Annotated in this window: 8 protein-coding genes; 1 reads left to right on the top strand and 7 read right to left on the bottom strand. The window is 56.0% G+C overall.

What is annotated here, in order from left to right; genetic code table 11:
- Nucleotides 1-45 precede the first annotated feature (45 nt).
- The 7 genes from CPZ25_RS07990 to CPZ25_RS08020 all read right to left on the bottom strand — a co-directional run bounded on the left by CPZ25_RS07990 (nucleotide 46) and on the right by CPZ25_RS08020 (nucleotide 17,523).
- A complete protein-coding gene (locus CPZ25_RS07990) occupies nucleotides 46-3,663 on the bottom strand; it encodes a S8 family serine peptidase (RefSeq protein WP_096920407.1) in 3,618 nt (1,205 codons plus the stop codon).
- Nucleotides 3,664-3,783: 120 nt separating this feature from the next.
- Complete coding sequence (locus tag CPZ25_RS07995) at nucleotides 3,784-4,230, bottom strand: META domain-containing protein (RefSeq protein WP_096920406.1); 447 nt, start codon at nucleotides 4,228-4,230, stop codon at nucleotides 3,784-3,786.
- Between the two features lie 4 nt (nucleotides 4,231-4,234).
- The gene (locus tag CPZ25_RS08000; protein WP_096920405.1) at nucleotides 4,235-5,644 is read right to left on the bottom strand and encodes a GHKL domain-containing protein; all 1,410 of its coding nucleotides are present in this window, start codon (nucleotides 5,642-5,644) and stop codon (nucleotides 4,235-4,237) included.
- A gap of 5 nt (nucleotides 5,645-5,649) precedes the next feature.
- Nucleotides 5,650-6,366: a LytR/AlgR family response regulator transcription factor gene (locus tag CPZ25_RS08005; RefSeq protein ID WP_074618463.1), complete on the bottom strand. Its 717-nt coding sequence runs from the start codon at nucleotides 6,364-6,366 to the stop codon at nucleotides 5,650-5,652.
- A gap of 145 nt (nucleotides 6,367-6,511) precedes the next feature.
- Nucleotides 6,512-9,124: a C1 family peptidase gene (locus CPZ25_RS08010; protein WP_096920404.1), complete on the bottom strand. Its 2,613-nt coding sequence runs from the start codon at nucleotides 9,122-9,124 to the stop codon at nucleotides 6,512-6,514.
- Nucleotides 9,125-9,288: 164 nt separating this feature from the next.
- A complete protein-coding gene (locus CPZ25_RS08015) occupies nucleotides 9,289-12,903 on the bottom strand; it encodes a S8 family serine peptidase (RefSeq protein WP_096920403.1) in 3,615 nt (1,204 codons plus the stop codon).
- A gap of 150 nt (nucleotides 12,904-13,053) precedes the next feature.
- Nucleotides 13,054-17,523, bottom strand: a complete 4,470-nt coding sequence (locus tag CPZ25_RS08020; protein ID WP_096920402.1) for a chitobiase/beta-hexosaminidase C-terminal domain-containing protein — start codon at nucleotides 17,521-17,523, stop codon at nucleotides 13,054-13,056.
- A 227-nt stretch (nucleotides 17,524-17,750) separates the two neighbouring features.
- On the opposite strand from CPZ25_RS08020, the gene CPZ25_RS08025 reads away from it, so the two are divergent.
- A complete protein-coding gene (locus CPZ25_RS08025; protein ID WP_167495191.1) occupies nucleotides 17,751-18,476 on the top strand; it encodes a LytR/AlgR family response regulator transcription factor in 726 nt (241 codons plus the stop codon).

Here is an 18,476-nt window from a genome sequence, read left to right on the forward strand (position 1 = left end):
GAACCACAAGGGCGTGGTTCCGTACAGGGTCTTTTTAACAATGAACTACCCGTTTTTCCGTTTCCGATAGAGCGCGAAGCCCCCGCCTGCCACGATCAGCAGTACAGCCGCCATGACGAGGGTTTTGCCTGCGGTGGTTTCAAAGATACCGGTACCCGCGTTTTTGCCGCTGGTTGTGGTGGTGTCTGTGTCAGCGGGCTGTGTGGTCGGGGTTGGGTTGACGCTGGGCTGTGGTTCCGGGGTCGGGGTCGGTGGTACGGGCTTGTCGCTGCCCGGGTCGGCAGTAGGGCCGGTGTAGTCTACATCAGTAGCCCGGAATATCAAGGGCGCGCTCGTTTTTCCAGTGTAGCTGAGCACATAGAATTTGCCGCCGCTGGCCGCGCCTATGTTGCGGGTGGTCTTGGACTGGCTGTAAAGCCGGCTTTCGTCAGCGCTCCAGACGTCGCCCTTAAGGCTCCAGGTATCCCGCATATTGTCCTTATCCAGGTCTGCAATCGGACCCACGGCCATCATACCGCCGTTGACCGCGGTATAGGCTGTGTCCAGGGTCTGCATTGGGTCCAGGCTTTCCATGCCCAGGAGGTTGTCATTATGGCGCTCCCATTTGCCGCCGTTGTAGCTCAGGGTGTTGGTGTAAACCGTATGGCTGGCGTTGGCCGCGCCGCTGTTGCCGCCGGTCACCATGAGGGTGCTGCCTGAGGCGGTGACGGTTGCTCCGCTGCGCCCTTCGAGCATATCCGCAAGGCTGCCTGTGGTCTTGCCAGTGCTGGGGTCAATCATTTTTACGGATGCCCGGGCGCTGCTGCTGACGGTGGCTCCGGTATCATCCTTAACCATATCGTCGCCACCCACGGCCAGAAGCTGGTCCTTATAGACCACCAGCCGCTCGGTACCGCTAAAGCCCTCTGCGTTCACGCTGGTCCAGCTGCCATCTGCCGGATCATAGGTTCCGATTTTAGGCGTGAGCTCGGTGCCCTCCGCATTTAGCTCGGTGTACAACAGATAAAATTTGGTCTTGCCGCCGGTCAGCGAATAGTAGTCCTTTGACGGCATGGGCAGGATCTTCTCGGGCAGGGCCGCCTTGCTCCAGGTATCGGTTTTTATATCATAGACTGAGAAATAGGGTGTTCCCAGACCCCCGTCGCCTTCCATCTGATAACCCACATAGGCCAGATGGCTGTCGGTGGCGCCCATGGTCATGGGGAGCAGATCGGCTGAGGTGATGGGATAGCCCCCGTATTCCCCAAAGCTAATGGCCGGCGCACTCAGGCTGTCGTAGCCCCTGGTAGCCAGACCCACCTCGAAGAAATCACGGCCATAGTCCTTACCCCCTGGTTTCACGACAATTTCCTGTTTTCCGCTAATGCCTGCGGGCAGGGTGAAGGTGATGGTGTTATCGGCCCAGCTGGTGACGTCGGCTGTCTGGCCACCCACGGTAAGGGATCCCTGGGTTCCAAAGAAGTAGCCGCTCAGCGTGGCTTGGCCGTTTTCATTGATTTCCAGATCGTTGAGCACAGGCACGCACTGGTTTTCATCAAAGGCGGCCGCAGCGTCAATAAAGCCGCCGGACACAGATTTATCCGCCAGATCCTTTTGCTCTTTGCGGTTAACCCCGCCCTTGATACGGGCGCAGATTTCAGCCGCGTGTTCGGCTTTGGTTGTCTGGCTGTTAAAGGTTTCTGACAGCAGCGCGGCCAGTCCGGTGACCACCGGGGTGGCCATGGAGGTGCCGTCTGAATAAAAATAATCGGAGGCTTTTTTGCCAAATCCCAGATCGTCTAGGCGGAAGGCGGCAGCATTGCCTGTCTTGCCGCTCATGACACCCAAGGTCCCATTTCCTGCTGGCCTTGGCACCAGGCGCAGGGCCACGGTGTCTTTTTCGCTATCATTTACATATTGTCCAAAATCGGGCAGATTGATCTCCTGGGTGGACTGCACCCAGCTATGGTCGTACAGGCGCAGACGGGCCGGCATGTAGCTGGGGCTGCCGCTGGCGTCCTGGCCGATGATCTGGGTAGAATTGATGTCAGTCCACTGGCCCTCGGCGTTCTGGTACTGGATCAGGAAGGTCTCGCCGTACATGGCGTTGTCACACCCGCCCTGGAAGGCGAGGTGAAAATTCTCAGCAGTATTGATGTCTTTCAAATCTTTCCGGTCAAAGGTCAGCTCAATGGCAAAGCTCTGGCCGTTTTCAATGCTGTCCAGCGGCAGGGCAAGGCTTTTAGCACTGTTGTAGCCCAGCGCTGTGGTTGCTTTGGCGGTCTCCACCTCTTTGCCCGCAGCGTCCAGAAGGCGCATGCCCACCTTCGGGGCGCCACTTTCAAAATCCTCATAGAAATAACTGTCCGCATCGGCCTGAATCTGCGGCAGATACTGGACAGGCATGGTATGAGTATAGAAGGGGTGCGCGTCATCCTCATAGGTGGTGACAGTGGACAGAATCTGGCTTCCAGGCGAAAAGACGTCCACAGATTCCTGACCCCAGCAGGAGAACCCGCTGCGGTAGCCCTGGCTGTCCATGGCGCCCACTGTTACCACGTAGGGGCTGTCCACAATGCCGCTGGTATTGAGGTCGTTATTGACATTGGAATTGCCCGCCGCAAAGCAGGAGACCACGCCGTATTCCTGGCCAATGGCCGTGGCGGCAGTGGAGACTGAGCGCAGCTGTGCGCCGTCATAATTGGAGGGTCCCCAGGAGTTATTGACCGCCACCACGTTTACGCCGGCTTTGGCCGCGGCCTGGATGTAAGCGTAGCCCTGAATGGCGCTGGAGACGGTGCCGGCTCCGCTGTTGCCCAGAAACCGTACGGCCATGATCTGCACGTTAGGGCTCACGCCGGCAACACTGTCTTCATCAGCCTGTACATCGTTGTTCCACTCCGCGCCGATAATGCCCGCGCAGTGGGTGCCGTGGCCGATGTCTGTATCCATGGGGTCACTCTTGTCCTTCTCGCCATTGACGTCGCCCAGAACATTGTAGCCATATTGGCCGCCGCCCATTTTTGTAAGCGTGTCATAGTTCAGGCCATCGTCCCACATAATATTCTTTAAATCCGGGTGTTCGTAATCCACGCCGCTGTCCAGTACGGCCACTACGGGCTTATCACTGGAAGTAGTATACTGTTTCCAGGCTTCCACCGCGTTAATATCCACCGCGGGGTTGACTGCGGCTGTTGGATCGCCGCTGTTCATCTTATTGTCCAGGGCCCACTGGTACGGATAGCCTTTATCGGTTGGCTCTCCCACGCCGTAGGGCTCTACGTAATAGTTGGGCTCTGCAAATGCCACGTTGGGGTTGTTTTGCAGAGCGGCGATGAGGCTCTCGGTGTCCTGATCACTCTTGACCAGCACCAGGCTCTTGCCCGTATCCGCCGCTGCGCTGCGCAGCAGTCTGCTGGCTTCATCCGGTATGGCTGCCGTGTCCTCCACGGTCATCAGCTCCTCGGTCTCGTAGGCCGGTGCAGCGCTTCGGCCAAGGCCGTTGGTATTGTTGAGGGCTGCCGCGCCGCCGTTCACATAGACAACGGCCTCGCCGGGGACATAGTCCACCCCGGGAGTGCCGAGACTGGCGGCTGCGTCATTTTCCTGGGCCAGTGCCGAAGCTGGCACGGCGGACAGGATCAGTGCCAGGCTTAAAGCGATGGCTAAAATTCTTTTTTTCACGTTTTTCTCCTCTCGTCTTTTATCACTACATTTTATTATAACACAGAACCGGCCTGCCTTTGCATGCCGTTTACATAATATTTTGACCGTTCGTCATATTTTATCTTTATTCATTGGTGGCTACTGCTGCTCTGTCACCGGGCCTCTGACCAGTTTTCCCTCAAAGGCCTTTTCTGTCCGGCCCTCCTGTTTTTCGTTCTCGTATAGATAGAGGGTGTCGCCGTCAATTTCATACTGGCGCGCCATGCTGTTTTCTCCGCCCAGGTTCATCAGAGTTTCACCTTCGATACCGCCGCTCGCAAAGCCAGTGATCTCAAAGGTTATCCGGTCTCCGTTCACGGTATACCTGCCGCTGACTGTGGTGATAATATCCCTTGATTTTGCGGATACCACGCGCTCCTCAAAGGTTCCGTCGCCATTAAAGGTCAGCTGGTAGGCGCCCTGATCGGTTCCATCTGCTGGCTGCTCATGCCAGGAGCCTTCAAGGCTCGCCTGTGCGCCTGTGCTGCAGGCTGTCACAGCCAGGCACAGGGCCAGAGCCATCAGAGTAAGCATTATTTTTTTCATCGGTTTACCTCCTGTTTTCTTCTTCATTTAAATTTGAGCCAATCATACTGATCTTCGTCATAAACACACCGTCCTTGCAGCGGTATTCAATATAACCGCCGTGGGCGTCCACAATGCGCTGTACGCTGGACAGGCCCAGACCTCTGCGGCCGCCACCTCCTTTTTCACCCAGCCCGGCAGTTGTCAGCTCACCCCGAGCGTCCGCTGCCGAGGTGGTGTTTTTTAGGACTACCACCACAGAATTGCCAATCCGGCCCACCCGAAGATCAATCATCCTGCGCTCCGGCGCCACAGACTGGCAGGCATTATAAGCGTTTTCCAGAATATTGGAGAAAAGGACCGTTAAATCCACCGGACCGACGCCCGGACGCTCCTCCAGCTGGGCCCTGGCCGTAAGGGTAATCCCGCTCTCACGGCATTTGCCATAATAGTACTGGTAGATGGTATTCAAAATATAATTGTCCGAAACCGGAGCCGATGTCTCGGATTGCACACGCGCGTCGTAGGCAGCGATATAGGCCTGAATGGCTGTGGTATCTCCCTTTTCCGCCATCTCTCCGATGAGCCGCAAATGGTGGCGCACATCGTGCCGGATCATGCGGGTGTTCTCAATGCTGGCGGTAATATTTCGGTAGTTAAGCTCCTCAAGCTCGATCTGGTGCTCAAGCTGCCGGGCCTTCTCCTCTGTTTCCCGGCTTTTGTTCATCTGGCGGGCTGTAAAGAAAAAAATGCCAAAGGAGCCAAACACGCACAGGGTCAGGCTGTAAAAGACAAAGACCACTGTGTCAAAATCAAAGGTTACCTGAGTATAGCTGGCACCGTAAAGCAGCAGCATCACAATGATGGTCAGGCACAGGTAACGGCTGGTTTTGATATCCATCACCCGCAGCACCGGGCAGACCATCCTGCGCATAAACAGGACCAGCGGCGGCAGGGTCACGATTTCGACCAGCAGGATAATATAGAAGGAGCCGCCCTGAAGCATGACGCCGGCCTCCCTGGCGCTGTTCCAGAAGCCGAAGGCTTCGTATCTCACCAGAAAGGCGTTGGCGCAGGAGGCCACAAAAACCGCGTAGGCAAAGCCCATTGAAAAAACCAGCAGCTTTTTGACCAAAGTGCTGCGCACGCAGAACAGAAACAGCAGAAAGCACAAAAGCAGAAAAATGTAAAAGATCATGCTGTTCCCGTTAAAGGCGGCCTCGGCATCCTGGCTGTGAAGCCGCTCGTTAAAGGCCCAGGCCAGGGTTTGCAGGATTGAGAGCATAAGCATAACGATAAGGTTCAGGCCTGCCATCCTTCCTGCCGGCAGGCGGTAATCCCGCGGGTCAAAGGCCAGATAGCACAGGGCCGCAACGGGCGCCACCTGCAGCCAGAACCCCAGAAAATACCGGATAAAAATATTGGATTCCAGCAAAGGCGTTATCTCCCTTCAATTTTTGAAAACTGATAATCAAAATATTTTTTTCGGATAGCGGCTTTATCCTTGCGGCTGAGGCTGTACTCCTCGCCGTTTTTCAGGGTGCAGCAGCCTGTGTCCATGGTCTCAATATAATCCATGCTGGTAATCAGCCCCTTGCGGAGCCTGAGAAACCATTCCGGCGACAGCTGCTTTTCAATCTCCTTCAGGGGATAATAGACACTGACCACGCCATTATCGGTGTAAAAGCTGGTCTCGTTACCCGTGGTTTTGATATAAAGAATACTGCTCTCCTTGATTTTCAGTTCCTCCCGCCGCCATTTAACCTGAATGAATTTCTCCACACTGTTGTATTTTTGCAGATATTTCTCGAAGGTACGCCTGATCCGATCGGGCGTTGGCGGTTTTAATACATAGTCTAAGGCCTCCACGTCGTAGGACTCCACAGCAAATTCGTTGGAGCCGGTCAGGAAAACGATCTGAGCCTGACGGCTCTTCTCCCGGATCGCCCGAGCAATATGCAGGCCGGATTCCTCTCCCATAAAAATATCAATAAAGGCCAGATCTGGCACGTTATTCTCAAGATAGCCAAGACAGCTCTCAACCTCTTGAAAACAGTGCAGCTTCACGGGAGTCTGGTAATCCTCCGTGGCTTCCTGGATGCAACGCTTTGCCTCCTCCAGTTCCAGCTGGTTGTCCTCGCACAGCAAAATTTTCATCAGTCATTTCTCCATTTTTATTGATTAAGGCCATTATAACAGATCTTTGTTTATTTAACAGCATTTTTAGATTTCTGTATGCAACTAAAAAAGACAGATGCGTCCCGCGCATCTGTCTTTTAAATGATAAATTTACTCGAGCGGCTTACCGTGTCCTTTTTCTGCGGTAAACATAGCCCGCGCCAAAAATGGCGGCCAGTGCCACGATGCAGGCAGCGCCGGCGTGCTGCGGGGTTTCAAGAATACCAGTGAGCACGTTGCCGCTGGCTTTTGCGCCGCCGTCCTGATGGACGGTTGTGTCTGTACTGGTGCCGCTGCCATTATCCGGCGTCGCACCGCCCTCACTCTGATCCTTTTCAAGAGCAATGGCGTAGGTGCCGTTGAGTACACTGGTGTCTACGCTCAACACTGCGGCGGCATTTTCAGCCCCTTCGGCGTTCAGAGTCTTAGCCTGGGCATCCGGGGCAGCTGCGCTGGTGGTAAAGGGAGTGATGCTCCCATCCTCCCTCACCAGGTATACACCGGTTTTGGCCGCGTCGTAGCCCTCGGGCAGCGGGAAGCTCAGGGTGACGGTTTTGCCCTCTGGCAGGGCCAGGTCTTTGCCATCCTTCTGAGTTTTAACCTCATACAGGGTAAAGGCCTTATAGCTGTTTTTAAGATTAGTCAGGGCCGCTTCGCCCAGGGCGGTTTCGTCCAGCTGTGTGGCACTGAAAATGGTGCCCGGGGGCAGCAGATCGGCGGCCCCAGTTACAGTAACATTCGCATCCGTAATCATTATCTCATCAACCTTATAGCTCAGGGTATATTGGACATTGTTGTTTCCTCTCGGCTGAGAAAGGCCATCAACGGTAATCACACTATTGGCTGGAATCTTTGTGTCCTCGGTGTAAGCCACGCCATTCACACTCAGGCTGGCCGTACCTTTCTGAGCGCTGCTGGTCAGAGCGATCTGAACCGTGTTATCCGGCAATGCCGCCACGTTGTTAAAATCGGTGACGGTCTGCCTGCCCAGACTCTGTCCTGCTTTGTCAAAGCTTTCAACTTCTACAGTAACGGTTGGAGCCGTGGCGTCCTTATCCACCGTAAAGGCTTTGATCATCACATTGCCATAGTTAATGGTTTCGTCGCCGTTTGGCATTTTAGGCGTATCTGCCACGTCAGACCAGACCCACTGGCCGTCTTCCTCGGCGCCGACATAGCTCTGCCCATGCTCAATCTTGGCAATGGACGTGATGGTGCCCCCGTTCTGAGGTATAACGCCGCTGTAGCCCATCTCCATAGGCATATAGCCGCCTCTGGCGCCGGTGATGGTCTCGACCACGGCAAAGCGCTCGCCGGCCTTCAGCTCAACTGGTGTGTCCAGCGCGATGGTGTGGTAGCCGCCGTAGGTGGGCCAGGCCGTAGCTGTGGAGACAGCCTCGCCCGCGTTTGAAAGGTCTGCGCCATCGGCCAGCTTATAAATTTCAACCTCAACGGTGCTGTTCGTATCCACGGTGATGGCAGACACAGCGGTTAAAACCTCGTCCTTTTCCGCGGTAAAAACATTGGCCACCTTGTTGCCTCTGCTGGCCTCGCTCGGCGGAACCGACACAAAAGACTTATAGCCTAAAAAGTCATACTGATAGTTATTGTCATAGCTGAACAGGCCGTTTTTCGGCACATCCACCTGGTATGAGGTGAACTCGCTGACGGTCTGATCATAGTAGGAGATGTAGAAATAGCCTTCTGCATCCACGGAGCCCGGGCCGCCGTCGCCCTTGCCCCAGCTGTTTTTGACAATCCACGCGCCCCGTCCCGGCGGCGTGGTGCTGAAGTTCTCAACACCGTAGGTATCGTCCCATCCCACAATGGAGACTTCGTGGTTGGCCGAAGCATTTCTTGGGCTGTACTGGGCATGGGTTGTCGTATTAAAAATTTCGGTGGTCTTGTCATCCTGATCTGGAAGTGATTTCGCCGAATGGTAGGACACATCCAGCACACCGTTTTCCATGAGAGCGCTCTTAACGGCCTTTAAGGCAGCCTCGTCAAAGGAATAGCCGGTTTTATAGGTGTAGCCGTCCTTATCCACAGCTGTGCCAGTAAAGACACCGGTCTCAGGCAGGTAATCCACGTTCTGCACGTGCACCTCGTCTGCCTCATCCCGCAGGCTTGAAGGCAGGCTCCAGTCACCGCTTTTATCCAGAGTGCCGGCAGCGTTGACATAAGGTGCCAGCGCCTCAGATACTGGCCCAAACCAGGCTGTGGTGTCGGCTGTGGCCATCTGGCGGCGTCCACCAAAATCCAGGACGCTTGCCGTACCCTCCACAATCTGATATCCCTCGCCCTGATAAGGCTGGAAGGTAAACCAGGCCATATAGTGCTCGGAGTAGTCCAGGCTGCTGGCGCTGCCAGCGCCGTTTAGCACTGCGTTGGATTCGATGCTGGAGGTATTGCCAAAAGACCAGCAGGAACCCCAGGGGTCCTGGGCGCGGGTTCCGGTCACAAGGTTTTCATTCCGCAGGTCGTATTTCTCCGGTAACGGCTGCTCCACGCCTCTTGGGGTAATGGCGTTGGTGTCCTGGGGCAGGGTGTAGTAGGACGAATCCAGCCCGGCGGGCAGGCGGCCGCCGTTGTAGTTATCAACACCGCTGGTATCTACTGGAATCTCCGGCATTGCCAGCACGGCAGAGCCGGTAAAGGCCGCAAAGCTTAAGGTTACGCCCAGAGCAGCCGCGAACACGCGCCGTCTCAGAGCTTTTACATCCGATTTCTTTTTCATGGTTGCTCCTTTTAAAATATAATAATGATCATATTATAACACATTTTACAATATTCTGTCCGACCGTTTGTCATGAAAATTGACCGTTTACATAATATTATGTTTTTATTTTAAAACAAGCCGGCTGGATTAACAGCTGGCTTGTAAAGCTTGATGAAAATTGATTATCCCTCTTTCCGTCTTCCGGCCAAAACACTTCCGGCCAGGCACAAGGCCAGCAGGCCCATACAAATCACGGTAGAAAGGGTGCTGTCAGCCACAATGCCGGTGTTGACGCTGGCTTTTTCGGCCTTTGTCTGGCCGGCGCTGCCGTTTTGCTGGTTGTCCTCGCTGCTGCCACCGCCGCCAGGTGTGGTTTCTGCGGCGTCGTTGGTGCTCACTGCCATGCGCTTAAAGACCAGACCGCTGGCCTCCATATCCTTGGAGACATGGGACAGAACATAGAAATAATTCTGATAGGCGATGCCCACAGGCGCAATGGTCTTTGCCGGGTAATACACACTGCAGGAGGCTGTAAGAGCCTGGTCGCCAGCTTTCAGGGTCCAGGTATCTGCAAAGCCCTCAGAGTCGTTGTAGTTTTTAACCAGTCCTGTGGCAATGGCGCCGGTGCTGGTGCCGCCAAGAGCTGTCAGCAGGCTCTGGCCGCCATTGTCGTAATCAGCAGTGGCCTTCTGCCAGGTTTTTCCGTCGTCGCTTGTGCTGTAACAGGTTCCGGCGTTATTGTAAAGGGTGATGATTTCTCTGTCGGTACCGCCAACCGCCAGCCTTGGCGAGGCCAGGGCTTCTGGCAGCTTAAAGCTGGCCAGCTCAGCGGTTTTTTCGTCCGGGTTAATCTGGTAGCAGCTGTCCTGAGCCAGCGTTTTGCCGGCGTTTTCAGGATCTGTCAGGGTTCCTCCGGCGTAGATGAGCTGGTCCTTGTAGTTGATGAGGGTTCCCTGATTAGGCAGGCCGTCGGGCAGCTCGCAGGCTGTGGTCCAGCTGTTTTCGTCCACATTAAAGCGCAGCAGCATTGTTTTTTGCGTATTCACGTCCGCACCCATGAGATAGACGTTCCCTTGCCATGCGCAGGCCGTGGGGTCATACATGAACACCGTGTCTGGGCTGGGCAGCTGCTCCCAGACGCCGCCGCTGCTGTCTGGCACGTAGCGCCAGACCTTTGTCTGGGTGTTGCGCGTATCGCTGATGCCAGTGGTCGTGTAAGCGGTCAGGAAAGAACCGTTAAAGTAGTACAACGCCCCGCCCGTGGCCGCCATGGTTCCAACATCGCCTTTCTGGTCTGCCAGGGTTGTCAGGCTCTCGCCTTGGGGCAGGTTCAGGGTTTCAAAGCCCTGGGCGGCTGCGTCGCTGCCAAAGCTCAGGTTGCTTCTGCCTGTATTCTGGCCTGCTTTAATGACCACCTCGTGCCGTCCCTTTTCTGCCGACAGTTTAGCCTTATCCAGAGTGATGACGTCGGCGCTCCAGTTTACCACAGCTGCGGTGGCGTCTGCGCCGTCAATGGTGATGCTCCCCTTTTCGTTTCCTAAAAAGTGTCCTTTCAGGGTCACGGTGCCATCCTGATCCCCGGCCTCATAGACCACAGGGTTGGGGTTGTTCTGGGCTTTTTCCACGTTCAGGTAGCCGCCGGAGATGCTGTTGGCGGTGTAGTTGGCGCTGTCGGTGGTGCCGCCCTTTATGCGGGTGGCCAGCACGTCGGCGGATTCGTTGAAATATTTGGCTGCCAGCAGAGCCACAGAGCCCGTAACGGCCGGCGTGGCCATGGAGGTGCCGTGCTCGTAGCCGTAGGCCACCTTCTGGGTGCCAATGCCCACGGCGTCGATGTAAAGGCCGGTGGCCGCGCTGGCGTCACTAACCTTGATTTCCAGTTTTAGCTGGAAGGGCTGGCTGGCAAAATTGTCAGGCAGCTGCACAGTGCTGTACTCCCAGAGGTTATAGCGGCGCATGGCGCCTGTGGTGCCATCGACCTGGGTAACCTTGTCCACAACCGGGCATGAGACCGTTGTTCCGTCCTCGCCCACATAAATGACCTCGATTCTGCTAAAGGAACTTTGGACGTTCTGGGCGCCAAAGCTAAAGAAGGCCGTGGGCGCGCTGTCGGCGGCGTTGATGGTGATTGGATTGCTGATGAGTGTCGTGGTTGTGCTGGGCGATACCTCGGTGGTTTTCAGGCAGCCGTTGCCCAGCATGGCCTTTCCTGCCTCGCCGTCCGCCACGGCGTCGCCTGTGTGGTTGGCGGCGGTATCGCTGTAGTAATAGAAGGGCAGGCCGCCGTTCTGGGCCTCTTTATCTGTGGCTCCGGGTTTATCTCCCTCATAGCCATCGTAGATGTAGTTGGCGCTTGGATCGGCAAAGGGCGCCATGTAGGCTGTCTTTTCGTTGGGAAGTGTGGATAAAATGCTGGAGCCGGGCGCGAACACGTCCACGGTCTGCTTTCCGTAGCTGCTGAACACGGCCTTGGTGGCGTCGCTGTTCATGGCGCCGACCACCAGAGTGTAGGCCTTTGGCAGCTGACCGTTGGTGGTGTTGGTTTCCAGATCCAGATTGGTGCTGGAATTTCCAGCCGCAAAAACGCTCACCACACCCTTCTGGCCAAGGGTGGTGATGGCTGTGTTCAGGGCTTCGCTGTAGCTTGGCATACTCCAGGAGTTGTTGATGGCCTTCAGGCGGGTAGCGCTTCCCTCTGCCTCAAGGGTGTCGCAGACTGCTGAAAGATAACTGTAGCCCTGGATGAGGTCGCTTAAAATCCCGCCGCCGGAGCTGTTCATCCCTTTGACGGCAATGAGCTGCAGATCCTCGCAGACGCCGTCCACGCCCCGCTTATCCCATGAGGCGCCGATGGTGCCTGCGCAGTGGGTACCATGGAGCATGTTGTCCATGGGATCGGTGGGGTCGGTGGCTGTCAAATCGATGCTACACACGTTCTTCCCGTAGGTTCCACCGCCGTCAATGCCGGCGAGATCAACGCCGGTCTCGGCTTTATCCCACATCTGTGTGGCCAGATCGTCATTGGTGTAGTCCACGCCGGTATCCAGCACGGCCACAGCCACATTTTTACTGCCTTTATTGCCCGCATTCCAGACAGGCTTTGTGTTAATGTCCACGCCGGCAGTGCCGCCCATCTGGCCTCGGTTATCCATACTCCAGAGACCATTAGACATATCCTGCACAACAGGATCTTGATTTATAGCGGTTGCCGGTACCCCGGCGTCCTGGCTGGCTTCGGTCTGAAGTGGACTGGCTTCCGGCTGGGCTTTCGCTTCATCGCTGTCGGGTTTTTCGGCCTCAGCCTCAGCATCCTGAGTCCCGGCGGATGGCGTCGGCTCTGCGCTCACCATGGCTGAGGGCTCTGCCGCTGCCTGGCTGATTTCATCCGCTGTGGCTTCGTCTGTGCTCACCTGCACCCGATAGTTGGGCTCGGCAAAGAGAACGGAGGGGTTGTCCTTCAGGCTTTCGATAAGGGTCTGGGTGTCTTCCCCGGCCGCTGATTCCACCAGCACGAGCTGCCTGGTATCTCCTTCGGCTGCCGAACGGCTTTTGAGCAGGCCGTTTTCGGCCGCGCTGTCGGAGATGGTCATCAGGCTGTCCACAATCTGAATATCCGAAGCGCTCCGGCTCCGGCCGCCGTTCAGGCTCTGCAGGCCGCCCTCAACACAGACTATGGCCTGCCCTTCAACATAGTCGCCGGTGATGGCTGGCGTCTGGCTTTCCTCCGCCAGAGCTGTCAGGGGCAGACTGCCAAAAACCAGCAGTGCGGTCAACAATAGACTCAGGTACTTTTTCATGTTTTACTTCCTTTCACGATTGATGTTGTTTTTATTATAACAGATTTTTACCCATCCCGGATGACCGTTTGTCCCGAAAAACAACCGTTCGCATAATATTCATAAGCCGGCTGGATTAACAGCCGGCTTATAAAGCTTGATGAAAATTGATTATCCCTCTTTCCGTCTTCCGGCCAAAACACTTCCGGCCAGGCAAAGGGCCAACAGGCCTGCGCAGACAGCGGCAGAGAGGGTGCTGTCTGCCATCACGCCGGTTTTGGGGCTGTCGCTGCCCGGATTCACGGCCGGGGCGCCTTTAACGGTTACCTCGGCTGTAGCCACGGCGGTTCCGGCCTTGGCGGTGATGACAGCTTTGCCGCCGGAGATGGCAGTTACCAGGCCGTTTTCATCCACACTGGCGATCTCGGGGTGGTCGCTCTGCCATAAAATGGTCTTGTCCACAGCGTCAGCCGGGCTTGTCTCTGCACTCAGCTGGCCGGTTTCGCCTTTGGTCAGGGTCATTTTATCCGGGCTCAGGGTCATGCTTTCCACGCCCTGGCTGGTGATGGTCACCACGCAGCTGGCGGTGACAGTCATGTCCGCGTCGCTGGCCGCGGTCACGGTGACCACGCCAGGCTTGAGGGCAGTGAGCACGGGCACGGTCTCGCCGTTCATGCTCACAGTGTTGTCCAGGCGCACGCTGTCCACATCGCCGCTGACGCTCCAATTAATCCGGGCGCTGGCCGGGCTTTCTGAGCCTAAAAGGCTGGCCTTAAGGCTCAGGGACTGCTCGGGCGCGTCGGCTGTGAGCAGCAAGGCCTTTTCGCTGTCGCTCAGGCTCAGACCTGTGGGGTGGTCCACAGCAAAGCCGCCATTGCGGGAAATGTTGTTTTCCACGCAGGCTGTGGCCGCGAAGGTCCAGCAGGAGCCAAGATTTCCCTGGTTGCGGACTGGGGTCAGGGTACCGGTTTCTCTCAGGTCAAATTTCGCGGGCAGGCTCTGCACTGGCGTCTGGGCGCCGTTGGCTCCGTCCAGTGACGCGGTCAGCGCCCCGTTCACCGAGGCGGTATCCTGGCCGCCAAGGCTGATGTCGTTGATGCGCACCTCTGGCAGGCTGTCCACCATTTCGGTGTCTTCGGGCAGGACGCCCTTTGCGGCTGTGGCTGTGGACACGCTCTCTTTGTAGCTGCTGCTGTTCACATCGCAGGTGTAGGCCCGGATGTTAAAGAACACGCCCTGGGCGCCATAGTCCACGGTCTGGCCGTTCTGGCTGATAAAAGAAACTCCCTCCGCGGGCTCGATGCCGCTGGTGGCGTTTTGAACATTGGAGGCTATACCGATGGATGCGCTGCCACCGGGCTCCTGGGCCTCCAGCCGCACGTTAACTGCGAAGCTCCCGCCCTGCGGGATACGAATGGCCTGATTTAAGGCCTCTGTGTAAAAGCCAGCGTATTTTTTAACGCCCTCAGCCACCTTCTGGGTCTGGCCGTTCTGGGTAACGCTGATCTCGTACCGGGTGTTGGCGTCGCCAGTAACAAAGGATACGGCCTTCAGCAGCTCATCGCCGCTGCCCGCGCCCTTAAAGACCTCAGTGGTCGTGAAAGCGGCGCTGCTGTTAATAAAGCTGACAGTACCCCAGGGGTCGTTCATATACTGGCGGTTATAATTGTCAGGCAGTTCATCGGCCATAAAGACCGTAGGGTTGTTCATCATGCAGTAGGCGTCCTCGTAGGACAGGTAAAAATATCCCTCGTCTCCCGCTTGATCGCCCCAGGAGTTTTTGACAATAAAGGCTCCGTCATGCTCCGGCATGGGGATTGTAACATTGGTGTAGCCAGCAGTCTCAGCTGCTGCCGGGTTGCCTGTAAAATTTTTGCGGCTGTAGTCATCGTCCCAACCCACCACGGTCACGATGTGGCCGCCGTCTGCTTTTTCTATGGGATAGGCGTAGCTGCTGTCCACATACAGGTTCTGGCTGTCTGAAGTCCAGTAGGCATTGGCTGATTGGATATAAATGTCAGCCGCGCCATAGCTGTACACGGCGTTTTTAAGGTTATCCACCGCGTTCGCCCGGTCGCTGTTGGGCAGGTACAGGGCATTTTGGACATGGTACTGTGCCTCGTCAGATTTATCCTTATAATTGTAAGGACCCTGATCGCTGTAGGGATGGGCAGCCTCGGTGACCGGGCCGCTCCAGTGCGACAGGTAGGCCATGGACATCAGGAAATGACCGCCGCCGTTTGGGCCCAGATCCCAGGCATAGCCGCTGCCTGTACTGCTCTTGTCAGACATGGCTGTGAGCATGTTCATCTCGGAGAGATCCAGGCTGCTCACCGCGTCCTTATCCAGCTCTTTTGTCAGGCTCAGGGTGTAGGGCTGGGTCTGGGAGAAGCTGTCCTCCAGACTGGCCACCTTTAGCAGGTATCTGCCCGGGGCCGCAGCATAGCGGATGCTCTGGCTCTTTCCCTTGATGGCGGACTGGGCCAGGGTATTGCCTGTGCCGTCGCAGAGGGTCAGGCTGTAGGAGACGCCATCCGGCGGGGTCAGGGTTAGGTTGAGATTGGCGCTGTTTCCAAGCTCGAAGGCGTAAACGTCCACGTCGCCGCTGTTGTGCAGGGTGGCCTCAAGCCTTCCGGGAAAGCTGACGGCCGTGGCCGCGGTCACGCTGTCATTGGGCTCGTAGCGGTCGCCCTCACCCTCACCGGTCTCATAGGTATAAGTATACACATTGCCCGGCTGCACGCCCTCGGCATCTGGCAGCAGGCTCATGACCTTGAGGGTGGTCGTCTCTTCGATTTTGATGGGCGCGCTGTAAACGCTGCCGTTGTCCGCCGATGGGTCGGTGCCGTCAGTGGTGTAGCGGATCTGGGCGTCCTGGGTGTCGCAGCTCAGAGCTATCTCGGTTCCCTTCTGCACCCATCCCGACACCACGTTTGCCTTAACCGGCGCCGGTACCACGGTGTAGCTCCAGCTGGATGTGGGCGAATAATTGCTGCCGTCTGCGTTCACAGTGCAGGCCCTGATATCAGCGCTCTGGTTCAGGACAATGGGCGCTGTGTATTCCCGGCCCTTTGTCAGCGGATCGCTGCCGTCGGTGGTGTAATAAATCCTGGCGTTCTCATCATTTGTGCTCAGAGTGACGTCTGTGCCGTAAATGGTGTATTTCTCCTCGCCCGGTGTGGCTGTGACGCCGGACAGCACCTCGGTGGTGATGCCTGCAAAGCGCACATTATCGCCATAGGCTGTGGGCGTGGTAGCGTCAGCGGGGCTCATGCTGAAGCTGGCCGCCCCTCCGCCGGGCAGTGCCTTGAGGGCGCTGCGGATGGCAAAAATACGGCCGACCTCCACGCCGTCCACGTTATTCACATCGCTGTCTGCACCGCCGTTCAGGCAGTAAACGCCCGAGGCCTCTCTCAGGTACAGGGCCAGGTTATAGTTGGTGATGAGGGCGTTCATATCCGCAACGGTTTTGCCCTCGCCCATGTAGCCCATATCCCGCAGGGCCTTTTCGAGGTCGCCTATGGTGCTGCTCTTGTATCCATCCTCCTGGCTGTTCGCACTTAAAATGGTCTTGTAGATGGCGTCGCCGCCGCCTTCATAACCCCTGGTCTGGTGGGCCAGATAGCGCCCAAAGAGGTACCAGCTGCCATAGGGCACACTGCTGTTACTGCCTGAGGGTACATACCAGTTCTTGAAAATAAAGGGATAGGTGCTGCCATTGGTATTGGCCCACCTTATCAGTGTTGGCACCTCATAGACGGTGGTGGCGTTGGCCAGCCCCGCGATGGCGATGGCGCTCTGGGAAAAGGTCTCATTGAGCCAGCTGTCCGAATTGCCGCCTGTCTGGGCGTAGTTGATGAGGTGCTGGAGCTCATGGGCCAGGGTGGACATCATGACCTCTGTGCTGGCGGACGAACTACTGGACATGTTTAGCATATCCATGGCATTGCCAGTGGCGTACTCTGTTCCCGCAGGCAAAAGATCAGCGGCGTAAAAAAAGCCGGCATAGCTCATGGGATAAAAGACAAAAGCGGTTTTGCCGTCGTTGTCCACGTCCACGCTGTCCCAGCTGCCAAAGGCGTTTTCCAGCTGGTCGTGGATCTGCTTGTCAATGGTTTCAGCAAAGACCTGAGCCTGGGCGTCTGTCAGCTGATCCCGGTTGGCTGTATCCCGCCAAATGGTGCAGGTCTCGCCCACAGCGGCCACCTCCGCGTTAAAATTGCCAGGTTCTCCGTTATAATAATCCGAATAAAATGTCTTGGTGTCGCCCACCTTGTACGCTGTTGCCGGAGCGTTTCTCAGCCTGGGGGTCTGATTCAGTGCCGGCAGGTTTTCCTGATTCAGGTATGGGGTCAGGCATCGTCCGCCCGCGGCAGCTTCGCCCTCTGCCGTTCCTCCGGCGTTTATATCCAGCCCTGGGCTGCCCGCCGGCGTGGCGGGAATCCCGGTTGCCTGAGTTACAGGCAGGTCATCGTCCGATTCGATATCCAGCTTCAGGTTTTCGGACATCATGACGTTTCCGGTGTAATCCGGCCCCTCTAAATCCACGGCCGCGGACTGCTGCGCCAGAACCGGCGTCCCCAGCAGAAGGGCCAAAAGCAGTGTTACGAGTACTCGTTGCCGATATTTTTTGTACTTCATTGCTCTCCTCCAATTTTTACTTTTATTTTATTATAACATCTCGGACATTTTTCATGGAGACCGTTCACATAAAAAAACGACCGTTTGCATAAAATTTCAAATTTTACTGGATAAACGGTTGTTTTTTTATGTGAACGGTCATGATATTTTGCCTTAAAAAAATGAAAAAACAGCAAAATATGATATAATTTAATAATGAAGTAAACAAATGAATGGAGCGTATTCGTATGATGATTGAAATTGCGATCTGTGAAGACCTGAAAGATGACCGCGACGCCATCAGGTCTTTGGTTGAAAATGAAATGCAGCGCCGGGGCGTTACCTGCCGCATCGTCACTTTCGCGGACGGTGAAGCCCTGCTCAAAACTTTCTCTCCACAGCGCTATTCCCTGATCTTTCTGGATCTCATTCTCCCGGGAATGACGGGTATGGAGGCAGCACGGAAAATCCGCGGTCTCGATCCGGACTGCGGCATTATTTTTACCACCGTCACGCCCGACTACGCCCTTGAGGGCTACCGGGTCCGGGCTGTGGATTACCTCTTAAAGCCCCTGGACCCACAGTGCCTGTCCGATGCCCTTGACCGATTCCCGCCTATAAACAATACAGAGGATGAGCTTCTGATTCCCATCAGCAGTGCCCAGTCCTCCCAGGAGGTGCCTGTCTCCATCATTGACTACGCCGAAATCTCCGGAAATTACCTCCTTATCCACATTGGTGGGCGTGTGATTCAGACCTATCTCTCCCTGCGCGCACTGGAGAGCCAGCTGCCTCAGAGCACCTTTGTCCGTGTCTCCCGCTCACATCTGGTGAACATGAACTCCATTCTGGCCATCGACGGCGATACCGTATTGCTGTCCAATAACCATACCCTTTATATCAGCCGCCGCCGCAAAAAGCAGGTACAGGCCAGCTTTAACCAGTTTTTACTCGAAAAAGCAAAGGAGGAATGA

Origin of the sequence: Eubacterium maltosivorans (assembly GCF_002441855.2) — a bacterium.
GTDB lineage: Bacteria > Bacillota > Clostridia > Eubacteriales > Eubacteriaceae > Eubacterium > Eubacterium maltosivorans.

Bases quoted from the DNA above. Each gene is read 5' to 3' on its own strand.
- CPZ25_RS07995 (WP_096920406.1), bottom strand. From the start codon at position 4,230: ATGAAAAAAATAATGCTTACTCTGATGGCTCTGGCCCTGTGCCTGGCT.
- CPZ25_RS08005 (WP_074618463.1), bottom strand. From the start codon at position 6,366: ATGAAAATTTTGCTGTGCGAGGACAACCAGCTGGAACTGGAGGAGGCA.
- CPZ25_RS08010 (WP_096920404.1), bottom strand. From the start codon at position 9,124: ATGAAAAAGAAATCGGATGTAAAAGCTCTGAGACGGCGCGTGTTCGCG.
- CPZ25_RS08015 (WP_096920403.1), bottom strand. From the start codon at position 12,903: ATGAAAAAGTACCTGAGTCTATTGTTGACCGCACTGCTGGTTTTTGGC.
- CPZ25_RS08020 (WP_096920402.1), bottom strand. From the start codon at position 17,523: ATGAAGTACAAAAAATATCGGCAACGAGTACTCGTAACACTGCTTTTG.
- CPZ25_RS08025 (WP_167495191.1), top strand. From the start codon at position 17,751: ATGATGATTGAAATTGCGATCTGTGAAGACCTGAAAGATGACCGCGAC.